Source organism: Clostridium sp. AM54-37XD (genome assembly GCF_003478225.1).
In the GTDB taxonomy this organism is placed as follows: domain Bacteria; phylum Bacillota; class Clostridia; order Lachnospirales; family Lachnospiraceae; genus Coprococcus; species Coprococcus ammoniilyticus.
In genome coordinates this window covers 149,013-162,679 of record NZ_QUEV01000002.1, presented here as the reverse complement: position 1 = coordinate 162,679, position 13,667 = coordinate 149,013, and the positions used below count along the sequence as shown (strand labels likewise).

Here is a 13,667-nt window from a genome sequence, read left to right as displayed (position 1 = left end):
TTCTTAAAATCAAGTATGAAAGCACTTTTGCAAATTTCTGTTACTTCCCAACGCCAACATGGTATCTCCTGCTTTCAGCACTGTGTCTGAAGTAATAGATAACTCCAGCTTGCCGCTTTTCTTGATTCCCATAATGTTAATATTGAATTTTTTACGAATATCAAGCTCTCCAATCGAATGGTCCGCCCAATCTTTGGGAATGGGAATCTCAAACATGGCATGATTTTCATCCAGTTCTATGTAATCGAGAATGTGATCCGCACTGTAACGGATTGCTGTCCACTTTGCGAGCTGTTTTTCCGGGTAGACTACTTCATTTGCACCGTTACGCAACAAAAATTTTTCCTGAACATCAGTTGCAGCTCTGGAAACTACAAACCTCGCTCCTAATTCACTGAGCAGAGAAGTTGTTTCCAATGAACTTTGAAAGTTGTTGCCGATGGCCACAATGCATACATCATAGTTGCGAACACCGAGAGATTCCAAGAAATCGGCATTCGTACTGTCTCCAATCTGTGCGTTGGTAACAAGGGGCAGAACAGCCTCTACACGTTCCTCCGAAGTATCTACCGCCATCACCTGATGGCCCAAATGATTTAAGTGCAGGGCAATATGCTTTCCAAATCGCCCCAGACCAATTAGAAGAATTGATTTCATAATGTCTCCTTTATCCTACTGTTATTTTTTCCTTTGGTAGTTTTGAAACTTTCTTTTGTGCACTGGACAAGGCCGCAAAAATTAATGTAAGGCCACCGACTCGTCCAAAAAACATCAGCAGAATCAAAACACTCCGTGAGAGCAGATTCAGTTCCGGCGTAATTCCCAGGGACAGGCCGACTGTGCCAACAGCTGAGGCAGTTTCAAAAAGGCAGGTAAGCATGGGAAGTCCTTCGGAAACGCTGATGATAAGGCCACCGGTACAACATAGCGTGATATACATAAGCGAAATTGTCGCTGCATTTTTTACGACATCATCATCAATGCGACGTCCAAAGAGGTTGGCATTTTCTCTGCGCCGAAAGGTAGAAATCGCAGTAGTAAGCAAAACAGCAATGGTTGTTGTTTTCAAACCGCCTGCGGTAGACCCGGGACTACCGCCGATCAGCATCAGCGCAATGGTGATAAATTGTCCCGCCTCACTCAAATCAGTTAATTCCACCGTATTAAAGCCAGCTGTTCGTGGTGTTACAGCTTGAAAAAGAGAAGATAAAAGCCGTTCCTTTCGGGTAAGATCAGCAAACTCAAAAAAATAAAAGTACATTGCCGGAACGATCAATAAAACCGCTGTGGTACAAAGAATCACCTTACTCTGCATCCGATATTTGTGCAAATGCAATCGATTTGTCCGAATATCATCCCAAGTCAGAAAGCCAATACCTCCAAACACAATTAAGAACATAATAGTAAAGTTTATGACTGGATTTGCTGCATAGCTGGTCAGGGAGGAAAAGGGAGTGCGCACACCCAATAGATCAAAGCCTGCGTTACAAAAAGCGGACACGGAATGAAACAGTGCCATCCAAAGTCCCTTTTTCCCGAAATCACGGCAAAACACCGGCGCCATCACGGCTGCACACAGCAGTTCCATCACCAGTGTCACCCTGACGATAAAGCCAGTCAAGCGAACGATTCCCCCTACCTTTGGCGCTGAAATCGCCTCCTGCATGGTACAGCGCTGCATCAAAGAAATCTTCCGACCGGAAATCATTGCAAAAGATGCGGCTATGGTAATAACCCCCATGCCTCCAATCTGAATCAGCAGTAAAATTACAAACTGGCCGAAGGTCGACCAATATGTTGCCGTATCATGTATAATGAGTCCAGTTACACAAACTGCTGAGGTAGAAGTAAACAATGCATCCGAGAAAGGCGTTGCCAGTCCGCTTCGGCTGGAAAACGGCAACATTAAAAGGAAGGTGCCGAAAAGGATCACACCGGAAAACCCGAGGATGATAATTTGAAACGAAGTCAACTTCCTTTTTAACAACACTACTCCCATAACTGCAATCCTCCTTTATACCCCTTTATGTGCCCTTAATTATAAATCAAAGGGAGTAAAGAAAGTAAAAGAGAATGCGCATCTGTATTAAGACCGTCTAAAGATGCAGGACTTATTCTTTTTTATCACGAGCTTGTGCCAGAAATTCAATCAGCCGTTTCCTTGTCAGAATCCCGCATAGAGCATTCCGGCCATCAACGATGGGGACAAAATTCTGATTCAGCATTGAAGTTACAACCTGCTCGGAATCTGCATCTATTTGTAACGCAGGGCAAAAATCTCTGCGAACAATGCTGCCAAGTTGGTATCCCTCCTGTACTTTCAAGTCTGTTGTCTGGCAAACAAGAAGGTGGCGGAGGAAATCTCCCTCCGCCACGCTTCCAATATACTGTTCCTGATCATTCAGTACCGGGACAGCGGTATAGCCATGTACCATAAACCGTTCCAATCCCTGACGAATCGTATCCTTTTCCGGACAATAAAAAAGCATCTGTCTCTCCAGTCATGGATAACAAATGCTCCTTAAAGTTCCATATTCTTTTTTCTCATAGGTGTGCCGTTGCAATACAGGTTAAGTGCCATTCTCACCACCTTCATACTACCACTGGTCTGCCAGCCTTCATGCAAGCACTCAGTTTTTACACATCCCGTCTTAAAATCATAGATGCTATTGATATTTCTTCTCGTATCATCGCTGATACCAAGGCAATAGCAAAGTGCCTTGTGGTACACATCCTGATAGCGTACCTCTTTTAATTTTTCATAGTAGAATTTTTCATGTGCTTCGCTGATAAAATTGATTATCTGTTCCTTTTTGTTTTCTGCTCCTAACGCTGTGTTGTTCATAGTGAACCTCCTTTTAAATTGAATTGAAAAAGGCACTCCTAATGGAATGCCCTAATATAAAAAATAGGGACACTCTTTCAAGTATCCCTACGTTCTATCATCATATCTGATAGTTCTCTATTTACTTTCATATTCAGAATTATTTGTGTTCCCACAACCGAGGTCTAATGCCACAACAACCGTTACCTTCCTCACAAGCTCTTTTTCCTTGTGATTTTCAGCAATCCTGTTGAAGCTGAAAAGCTCTGCAAAAGTGCGTAAATTCAAGGATTTCTATATATTCTTTCTGTGTAGTCCTACCACAGTCTCCACATGCGGAATCGTTTTTCACCGCTTTAACAGTACGCGAACCCGCATAGTTACTGAGTTTTTACACTCTTTGACAGGTTGCTAATATCTGCAATCATAAGGTTAGGACATGGCGTACAGACCGTTTGACTTTGTAAACGTGTGGCGGGTACGCCGATATTTTGTAACACTTTTATAATACAAAATTATTCTAAATACTGCTACCAAATTTGGTAATATATCAGTACGCCGATTTGTTTTGGGCATTTTTGCGAATGGCATTAACACCCTTTCAATGTTCACTTTTATTGAAACCTATATTTTCCTTTTCCATGTCCTGTTACAGGTACGATTACCTCACTATCAACCAACAGTTTTATTAACTTGGAAGCTCCTGATGGCTTTAATCCAGTAATTTCTTCAACTATCGTTCTTCCGAAACAATTTTCTTTTCCACATTTTGAAAATATTTCTACTGTATGTATTACCGAAACACGTACATCATAATATATTCTTCTTCGTTTTCATCAATAATCTCGAAGCCAACATTTTTGTACATCTTCACTGCATAGTTTGCTTTCTGTACTGCCAAGGAAGTTTTCTGATACCCTCTTTCTTTTAACTCTTCCAACATCCGTTTCATCAGCATAGTTCCAATCCCAAGACCTCGATACTCTTTATATAACGATATGGCAAAAGACGGAACACCATCTTCTACATGTCCATAATCATCCATATTACGAACCCAGACAGCGCCGACTATCTTTTTGTCAACTTCAGCAACAAAACAAATATCTCCTTCCTGCTTGCCAAAATCCTGCACATAAATCTGTAATTCTGGTGCATTTATAATCTCTTTTGGCGGTGCATCTACACCTTCTGGAATGAAAATTGCTTCATACAGGAAATCATCCAGCAATGCTATTTCCTTGTTATTCATATGCCTTATATTATAACTGATTTTATTATGAAAACCAATCAAAGTTCTAATTTGATTTACATCATATTCTTTAGCTGGAAGAATAACTGCATTTTTACCTATTATTTCTTTTACTATACGTAATTCTAACTCTTGCCTGTGTTTAAAATGACTGATCATATCCTCAAAAGCACTACATTCATGTTTCCTCCCATAAGGAGAGTTCACCAAATATTCTAACATCATCTGATACCATAACTCATTTCCATTCTCATCACAGCGTTCTTTTTGAATTATTTTAATATTCTCTTCCAACTTATCACTATAGAGATAAAATAATATAAACTTCTTTGCATCAATGCACCTAAACAAATTGCGATAGAACTCTATAATTTCTTCATCACTAAGCATATGAAACAAAATTAAATCCTCTATTACATTTTGAAAGAAAGAACATTCAAATAAATATCCTGTATCTGTAAAATTTTTAAACCTTGTTACTATAATTTCCTTTAGCTCCGCCAAAGTTTTTCGCCCATTATAGACTTCATAATTCTCCAAATCTTTATAAAATCCCGGAATATCCGTAATTATCTTAGTGTAAGTAATGATATAATTCTCTTGTTCCCTAACTGTATTTTTTATAATTTCATCCCTTATCGAATTGTATTTTTGCAAAACAGCCTCATATTCCTTCTTCGACATTAAAGCACACCAAGCCAATTCTATCGGAGAATAATCTCCTTCCCTACATACATGTAACTCAGGATTAAACTTCACAATATTATTTATCAGCGTGCTTTTTCCTGATCCTTGAATACCTTCTACAAATATATTTTTCATAAAGCAAATCTCCTTTCAAATTATAATTCAATTACCTTAGTTGCTATTTTTTCGCAAAATTTCCTGTCATGTTCAACAAATAGCATGGTTGGCTCATACTTTAAAATTAATCTTTCTAACTGCATCCGCGAAAAAATATCAATGTAATTTAATGGTTCATCCCAAATATAAAGGTGTGCCGGTGTAAGTAAACTAGTCGCCAACAAAACTTTCTTTTTCTGGCCTTCCGAGTAAGTTTCCATATTTTTAGTAAACTGCTCTCGTCCAAAATCAAGCTGCCGAAGTATGGCACAAAATAAACTCCTATCCAAATCATGCGTTTTACAATAATTTGTAACATTACCTTTAATTCCAATTGTCTCCTGACCAACATATGAAATAACAAGACCACTTGCCACCTCACATAGTCCTTCTTCAATTATACAAACACCTATATTGGAATTACATTTTTCTAGGATTTTTCTAATAATTGTTGTCTTTCCACTTCCATTTTTTCCGGATAATACAACACGATCACCCTTTTTAATGTCAAAAGACAGCCCTTGAAACACTGGTTTATCTGAGTCTTTATATTGCAAACTATACTCTTTTACATTAACAAGACTATTTTTGTAATGAACAAGCTGAAACAACTTTAAATCTTTAAGATATTCTATATCTTCTAAAAGACCCTCCTTTTCCTCAATCTCTCTTTCAATTCGTTTTTCCATCTGCTTTACACGCCTCTGCATCTTTTTTGTTTTGGCTCCTATAAAACTTCTTGTGCTTAAGCATCTGTCATGTTCTTTTATCGGATCAAATCCTATTTTGGTGCGTTCATTTTTATCTGCCCACTTAGCAACCTGTTCTGCCGCATGGTTCAACTTTTGAATCTCCTTTCGGTGTTTCTCATTTTGTGCTATCGCAAATTTATCTTTACGTTGCTTATTCTCCCACCAGACCGAAAAATTACCATTTTGTACTTCGATACTGCAACGATTCAATACCAGACAATGATCTGTGCATGCATCCAACAAATCTCTGTCATGAGAAACCAGTATAAAACCCTTTTTAGAAGCTAAATACACCTTCACACACTCCCTTGCATTTTGGTCAAGATGATTCGTCGGTTCATCAATTAATAAAAACTCATTTTCCTGTGAAAACAAAACTGCAAGTAATATCTTTGTACACTCTCCGGGACTTAAGGTACAATAAGGTCTATACAAAATCTCTGAACTTTCCGATAGCTCTTCCAACTCACAAATTACTCTCCATATTTCACACCCCGGCTTCAAATCTTCCATAAATTCTGCCACAGGCATTTGCTTTTGGTATTCTGCAATTTCATAAGGAAAATAATCAAACTTCGTTGATGCACTTATGGAACCTGTAAACTGATATTTTCCAAGTAATAAATTTAAAAAAGTTGTCTTCCCTTTTCCATTTCTACCAATAAAACCTAGTTTCCAATTTGTATCAATCGAAAATGAAACATTCTCAAAAACATAATCAAAACTCCCTTCATATCCAAAGGTGAGATTATTTATACTAATTTGTGCCATATACATTCCTCCTCTCATGGTTACAATAAAAAAAGAACCATTCGTTGCCAAACAGTTCCATTACATACTATAACCTCATATGGTTCATCAAAAGAAGGAAATACACCCAACATTGTAATCATTTTTATGCACACAAAAAGAGAGGTTATGAGAACATAATCCACTTTTGGCAACATGACAAGTAGTATGGGCGATATCGCTCATACTGCATAAACATTCATGTAATCAAAAGTAAATTATCTTCTCATCTTTTCACCTCTCTCCTTAAGATAAAGCCATTCTAACACTCCGACTTTCCTTTGTCAACAAAGGAATATACTAATTCAACTCATTCCACACATCCACATAATCCTGCAATCCGCCCGGACGCATTGCAATACTCACATAATTTGCCGGTTCTTTCCTTGCAAGTCTGGCAAGAATCCCCGCATCCGCCGGCTCATCAAATACGACCTGCTCCTCTACTTTATCACAGTCAATCACAAGTTGCTTGCCATCCATATCTGTCATAATCACTGCATTTCTGGTATCATCATAAAAGTACAAATTATATTTCATATAATCCCTCTTTTTCCCTAAAGATCAAACAAATTCATCTGATTATTAATAAGTGACTTTACCTTTCTTTCCTTGATTACATCTGTGCTATCTATTTCACCAAACAACAAAGGTGATTTGGGATTGTGCATACCAAAATTCTTTTCTACAGTATTTGAACTATAATTTGCATAACAATACAAACATCCATTTTTGCATGTATTATAGGCTCCTATATCAATACTTGCCACACATCCACATTCTGCTCTTTGATTTGTGTCTTTATCAACATTAAGTTTAAATCCGCCAATTCTCTCTATTCGTTCCCTATCAATACAATGAGCATGCTCAACTCCTATATTATGAAAATCTCCAATTTCAGCACAGGTATCAATATACAAACCATACTCCTTTGCTATTTCTACAAATCTTTGCAATAATTCTACCTGCATTTCATATGTATCTTTGACAATACTTAAGAGCTTTACATTTCGCTCTGTATTTCTATACATATCCATAAAGCTCACAGTACACTTCTCCGTATAATCACCCAATTTTGAAGCTAATACTTCAAAATACTTACAATGATACTCTATTGAGTACTGCTCATTAAAGAATATCGGATCATATCTCCATATAACCTTTTCTTTTCCAATTTCTTTGGATAACTGTTGAAATGTCGGAATAATAATTTTATTTTTTGATGGTAAATTCCTTTCTACATCAGGACCATACGCACTTAATGTAAATTGAAAATAATATGTATAATCATTAATTTGATCCAAGTATGACAACATTGGAGTTGAATTTTTTGTCCAAAATACGATTGCATCAACAACATCTGGAGATAAATCTATCTTACTTACCTGATGTATATTCATCGGATTTCTAACCAATACATATTTCTCTTTTAATCTATTAACCAACCATTCCGAATAGTAAGACGGTATATCTGTACGTCTACTTGCACTAATAATCATTTCTATCATCTCCTGCTATAATACTTCAATCAAAAGCTGCGCACTTGAACACACTTCCCATGGCTGATATGTAGAAAGTCTATCAGGAATATTATATACAATACGATTTGATTCGTGTTTTATACCATACCTCTGAAATTCGTTCCTTATATTGTAATCAAAATAATATCCTTGACTATTTTCTATCAGACCCTCACCATCTAACTTTTCAACCAATTTCTCAAAATAATCGCGACCTCTATTATTGCTATTTACATCATTAATGAGAACCACTAATGGCTTTCCTTGTTCCTTATGTAAAATAATATTCTGAACCAATTTTTCAAAAAAACTCTCTATCTCACCTATTTGCCCTGAATTATAGAAATGTGATATAACATATTGCAATACAATAACGTTTGCATTTGAAATGTTATATTCTTCCGTTACGGCATCCATATATTTAAATTGGGTTCTTCTTAAAGTTTTTGTTTTATATGATTTAATTTGCTCATGTATTGGTTTCCATTTTTCATTAACATCTATACCGATATAACTTACAGATTTATCATATGATTTTTCATGGCAATATCGTTCAAATGCCATTAAATCTGGACAACCACCGCAACCAATAGACAAAACATGGTAATCATTAATTTCTTCAAGTGCTTGGCTCTTTCTCATCAGATACAAAAGTTCAGAAGCATATTTGGCCGAGTAATCACACACGTAAAAATTAAGCATTCTACTACAGTCGTAATCTTTCTTTCCATTTGGATATCTCCCTGGGTAATGTACCTCCTCCAAACAATTTTTGCAGTTACCTTCGCATTCTCCTGGACAACCATTTTGATGATCACAAACAAAACAATCTGTTTGTTTGTATTGCTTGTCGCAGTATCCTATTATAGTTTTTATCAATGCTTTTTTTCTTAACTTTGATAATTCTACTTCCGTTAATCGAGAATTATAGAAATCAACTTGCATACTACTATCATTTTCTTCACCACACAAAGGACAAATATCATATTCTCTTTCACGCATTCCTTCTAGTTGTTGTTCAACCCTTTGCTTGTAAATATGGTGACATGAATCACATACTTTTAAAAAATTTGTTTCTTCATACTCTGTCAATTTACCATTTTCATTAAAAGCAAGCATGATATTTCCTCCTTTGCATGACCAATTTTTGCAACATAATTTCTTAATATCTAAACCATCCCAAAATGCTCCAGCGCATCCTTTATCGCTTTTTCCTTCTCCTCCGGACACTGAGGTTGTCTGCTATCCTCTGATTTCGGAAGATTATAATTCTCCCCAACTTCTATTCCACACTTTCTTTTTACCTGTGAAATATATAGGTTAGAAACCTTCAACCCATGCTCCTTCAGCACATATTTCTGAATTTCCTTATAAGTTGCCTTACTCTCTGCTGAAGTCAAATCCAGCTCATCCAACTCTAATTCCACTTCAATGTAATCATCAGCCTTTTGTTGGGACAAAAGAACAACCGTCTCCACATGCCCCGTATTCACAAACTGATCCACCGCACATGCCTTTTTCACATAATATCCATGCTCCTGCAAGGTCACAAGATCTCTTGCGAGAGAGGTTGGCTTGCAACTGATATAGACGATCTCATCTACACCGTAGTTGATGATCTTAAGGAGCGCCTTTGGATTGATGCCATCTCTCGGTGGATCGAGGATGATGAGATCCGGTTTTTCCTCGATGGTGTCGATGACCTTTAAGACATCGCCTGCGATGAATTCGCAGTTATCAAGTCCATTGCTCTTTGCATTTTCTCTTGCAGCTTCGACGGCTTCTTCCACGATCTCTACGCCGATAACCTTGGAGGCAACCGGTGATAACATCTGGGCGATCGTTCCGGTTCCGCTATATAAGTCGAAGATCAGCTTGTTCTTGGTATCTCCGGCATATTCACGGGCTTTGCTGTACAGTCGTTCCGCACTCTTTGTATTTGTCTGGAAAAATGAGAATGGTGAGATCTGGAAATGCAGTCCCAGCACCTCTTCCTCGATATAATCTCTTCCGTATAACAGCGTTACCTTCTCCGGCACAACAGCATCCGCCAGAGAATCATTTGCCGTATGGAGAATACCAATGATCGTTCCGTCAAGCGGAAGTGCCAGAAGCCCTTCTACATATGCATTCAGATCCAGATTCTCTAATCCGTCCGTGCTGGTTACAAGATTTACCAGAAGTCCGCCATTTGTCTTGGACTGGCGAAGCACCAGATGACGAAGCAGTCCTACATGCTGCATTTTCTTATGATAGGACAGTCCATGCGCCCTTGCGAATTCCATCGTATAAGAAACGATCCTGTTATAATCTTCGCTTACGATCACGCAATTACAGACAGGAACGATATCATACATGCTGTTTTTCTTATGAAGCCCCAGCACCAACGGGCCATCCTTATATTCGTCGCCAAATGAATACTCCATCTTATTCCGGTATGCAGTTGTAACTGGCGAGCCGATGATGCCCTCCCATTCATATGGATGTGCCTCCGAATCGATCACACCATCTAACAGCTTCTTCACCTGTCCGGCCTTTAACTCCAACTGATGCTCATAGCTCATGGTCTGGTATGCACAGCCGCCGCAAATACCAAACTGTGGACATGGTGGTACTGCATCTTCGATCTCAGAACGTTCCAGCACATCCAACAGACGTGCCTCTGCCTTATCCTTACGCACCTTGGATACCATGCAGGACACCTTTTGTCCGGGCAGCGCTCCCTTCACGATCACTTTTTTGCCATCCAGTTCAAAGCTTCCCTTATTTGGGAAATCATAGTCTTTTATAACACCTTCTATAATCTCTCGTTTCTTCACAGCCGACCTCTTTCTTGTCTCTAATAATCTCTACTCTTCCCGGTCGCCCCACATATCTTCAAATATGCTGCGCATCCGACGTTTCGGTTTCAGTTCATTTTCTGCAAAAAATGGTGTTCCATGCTGATCAAATTCCAGCAGCATGTATTTGCCATTCATGCCATCACGCGGATATGCCAGACTGCCCGGATTTACGATATAAGCTCCGCCATATCGTTCCAGATTCTGGACATGCGTGTGTCCATACATCACAATATCGTAACCATCATATTTGATCAACTCCTGTAAGCGGTCCGTTCCATAATGGACACTGTATCGGTGTCCGTGCGTGATAAATACCTTATACCGGCCGATCATGAATTCCTCCTGCATCGGAAGATCGGAATCCCAATCGTTATTCCCGGCAACCATGTGGATCGGACAGGTTACGTTATCATAAATATATTCTTCATCTCCGCAGACATCTCCCAAATGGATAAACATATCGATGTCACCCACCGTATCTAAGACATCCCGAATCGTATTGGTTCTTCCATGTGTATCACTAATTATCAGTATTCTCATTTATAACTTCCTTTATCAAGCGAAGTGCGTTTCCTCTGTGGCTGATCGTATTCTTTTCTTCCGGTGACAGCTCTGCTGTGGACTTTCCATACTCCGGCAGGAAGAAGATAGGATCATATCCAAATCCATTCTCGCCGCGTTCTTCATATCCAATGATTCCTTCAATCGTGCCACGTCTGGTAATGGTCTTTCCATCCGGGAATGCAGCCGCGATTGCACATACGAATCTTGCAGTACGCTTCTCATCCGGAACACCGGCAAGCTTATCAATGATCGCCTTATTCTTGATCCGGTATGAGGTGTCTTCACCCATAAATCTTGCAGAGTAGATTCCCGGTGCTTTATCGAGATAGTCTACCTCCAGACCAGAATCGTCCGCAAGCACCAGACAATTTGTCATCTTACGGATCGCCTCTGCCTTGATGATGGCATTTTCTTCAAATGTTTTTCCATCTTCTACGATGTCAGCCTGAATTCCGGCTTCCTTCATCGACAGGATCTCATATCCACAATCCGCAAGGATCATGCGGATTTCTTTCATCTTATTCTCATTACCCGTAGCAAAAATCAATTTCTTCATCTTGTCTTCTCCTTTTCTATTCAATCCCCCACATCCGTGAAGGCTTTCAAACAGACATTACAGTCATTCTCCTGCTCCGCACTCGACCACTTCGTGCCATACAGGCTGATATAGCCCTCGCCATCCGTGATATCAAAGTTCGCCGTTTTCTCATCATTATTATATTCGATTGCGATCGGCATCGTGGAATCCTGTGTGTTCACATGCACAACCACCGCAAATTTCCGATCATCCGGAAGCGGTACTGCCTCATTTAGATTGATCGTATAATAACCCTCGTACTGCATTTCACCGGATGCCACCTTTGTCCGCTGCTGCAAGTCGGATACATCGGTAAAATCCGTCACAACATACACATCATATGTCGTTTTCGGGCCTGTCGCATAGAAAGAAACTGCCTTTAATGTCTCGTTCTTTCCAGCCGTATAGACATTTGCAAAATAGGCCTCCGGCCTGTCGTCAAATCCCATCGTTCCGACCTCGCCCATCAGATCTGACTGATAGATCTTGTCGTAGTTGTCACTATTTCCAAGCTTCGTATATACTACGCTGTTCATACCGATATTGGTATCATAATAAGAGATATAAAAGAATCCCTCGTCACCAAAATCCTGCCCCCAGCTATTCTTGCAGATAAATGCGCCGTCTCCCGCCGGTTCTGTATTAAAATATTCCTTCGGATAGTTGTCATCCCAGCCAACGATCACCACGTCATGATTCGGCGTCTGATCTCCATCATAATAATAGGAACTGCGGTTTCTGTTATAGTAATAAGAACTACTCGTTGCATTCCTCATATCACAGTAAATAACCGTTTCCACACCGCCATATTTGTATACGGATGATTTGATCGCCTCGTAATTCTTGTCCTTCAGGATAATGGCTTCTTCCAGATGCTTTACCGCCGACAATCCATTTACCGTCTGGTTATCACCATACGGATCATCTTCCTCAAGCACCGGTCCCTGCCATGCCGCAAGATAGGCTATACTCATATAATATTCGCCACCGTCAAATGGGCTGACATTAAAGCTGTTATTCATTGCCATATGATCAACAGAAAATACCAGATTTTCAGCCGGACGGATCGTACTTTCCAGTGCCGCAAGTGATGCAAATGCCCAGCAGGTTCCATAGATACCCTGATCTCTTACAAGAGATACACGATCATGTTCTCTCATGTCATATGCAGCCGGAAGCTTTTCTTCCTCGGCAATCTTTTTTAACACCGCAACATTTGTCTCCAGATTGATATTACAGCTGTAGTTTAATGCCTCGCAGATCTCATTCACCGGCACATAGATGATATCATCCTTTTTCTCCGGCTTGTCGATTGCCTGTATTGCATTTCCATTGATATTTACCACATCCGAATCACCATAAACTTTAACAAGGCTGTCACCTTTTGCCAGTGTGATCGTTCCGTTTTCATATACATTTACCAGACAATCCAGTTTATCGGTAAATGCTGCGATTGGGATCATCAACTGTAACCGATCACTGAAATATGCCTGATATTCCGCCTCTGTGATCTTATTGTCATTGATATATAACGTAACACCCTTTTCATTTGCACTTGTTACGATCTCTTTCATCATTGCCTCGGCCGCAGCCTCCGAACCGTCGGTCTTTTCCACGCTCACATCCGGATGCCGGAAGAAGCCCAGATAGAGCAATACACTCAAGATTGCAACTGCTACCGCTATCAAAAACTTTTTCAATTTAGT

At 39.4% G+C, this 13,667-nt stretch carries 12 protein-coding genes and 1 pseudogene; all 13 read right to left on the bottom strand.

All coding sequences use genetic code 11. The features are described from left to right. Positions 1-9: 9 nt before the first annotated feature. Positions 10-657, bottom strand: coding sequence for a TrkA family potassium uptake protein (locus tag DXA07_RS02450; RefSeq protein ID WP_008402106.1), 648 nt, complete (start codon positions 655-657; stop codon positions 10-12). Between the two features lie 10 nt (positions 658-667). Next, positions 668-1,999, bottom strand: a complete 1,332-nt coding sequence (locus DXA07_RS02445) for a TrkH family potassium uptake protein (RefSeq protein WP_118483255.1) — start codon at positions 1,997-1,999, stop codon at positions 668-670. 112 nt (positions 2,000-2,111) lie between these two features. Beyond that, a complete protein-coding gene (locus DXA07_RS02440; RefSeq protein ID WP_118483253.1) occupies positions 2,112-2,489 on the bottom strand; it encodes a CBS domain-containing protein in 378 nt (125 codons plus the stop codon). A gap of 59 nt (positions 2,490-2,548) precedes the next feature. Beyond that, positions 2,549-2,845, bottom strand: a pseudogene (locus DXA07_RS02435) (DUF6075 family protein); the annotation flags it as partial. A 772-nt stretch (positions 2,846-3,617) separates the two neighbouring features. Further along, positions 3,618-4,094 carry a GNAT family N-acetyltransferase gene (locus DXA07_RS02425; RefSeq protein ID WP_118483368.1) on the bottom strand — a complete coding sequence of 159 codons (477 nt, stop codon included), beginning with the start codon at positions 4,092-4,094 and terminating at the stop codon, positions 3,618-3,620. Between the two features lie 821 nt (positions 4,095-4,915). After that, positions 4,916-6,439 carry a ribosomal protection-like ABC-F family protein gene (gene abc-f / locus DXA07_RS02420; protein ID WP_118483251.1) on the bottom strand — a complete coding sequence of 508 codons (1,524 nt, stop codon included), beginning with the start codon at positions 6,437-6,439 and terminating at the stop codon, positions 4,916-4,918. A gap of 318 nt (positions 6,440-6,757) precedes the next feature. Further along, positions 6,758-6,997 (bottom strand): DUF6061 family protein, encoded by a 240-nt coding sequence (locus tag DXA07_RS02415; RefSeq protein ID WP_021941110.1) that lies wholly within the window; start codon positions 6,995-6,997, stop codon positions 6,758-6,760. Positions 6,998-7,014: 17 nt separating this feature from the next. Next, positions 7,015-7,956 (bottom strand): DUF1848 domain-containing protein, encoded by a 942-nt coding sequence (locus DXA07_RS02410; protein WP_118483249.1) that lies wholly within the window; start codon positions 7,954-7,956, stop codon positions 7,015-7,017. A gap of 15 nt (positions 7,957-7,971) precedes the next feature. Then, positions 7,972-9,207, bottom strand: coding sequence for a hypothetical protein (locus DXA07_RS02405; protein ID WP_147352422.1), 1,236 nt, complete (start codon positions 9,205-9,207; stop codon positions 7,972-7,974). Further along, a complete protein-coding gene (gene rlmD, locus DXA07_RS02400; RefSeq protein ID WP_118483245.1) occupies positions 9,147-10,796 on the bottom strand; it encodes a 23S rRNA (uracil(1939)-C(5))-methyltransferase RlmD in 1,650 nt (549 codons plus the stop codon). Before rlmD ends, DXA07_RS02405 begins: the two co-directional genes overlap by 61 nt. 30 nt (positions 10,797-10,826) lie before the next feature. Continuing rightward, the gene (locus DXA07_RS02395) at positions 10,827-11,360 is read right to left on the bottom strand and encodes a metallophosphoesterase (protein ID WP_008402084.1); all 534 of its coding nucleotides are present in this window, start codon (positions 11,358-11,360) and stop codon (positions 10,827-10,829) included. After that, positions 11,341-11,940 carry an XTP/dITP diphosphatase gene (locus tag DXA07_RS02390; protein WP_117785740.1) on the bottom strand — a complete coding sequence of 200 codons (600 nt, stop codon included), beginning with the start codon at positions 11,938-11,940 and terminating at the stop codon, positions 11,341-11,343. The genes DXA07_RS02395 and DXA07_RS02390 overlap by 20 nt, the downstream gene beginning before the upstream one ends. 20 nt (positions 11,941-11,960) lie before the next feature. Next, positions 11,961-13,661 carry a lectin like domain-containing protein gene (locus tag DXA07_RS02385; RefSeq protein WP_182427490.1) on the bottom strand — a complete coding sequence of 567 codons (1,701 nt, stop codon included), beginning with the start codon at positions 13,659-13,661 and terminating at the stop codon, positions 11,961-11,963. Positions 13,662-13,667 lie beyond the last annotated feature (6 nt).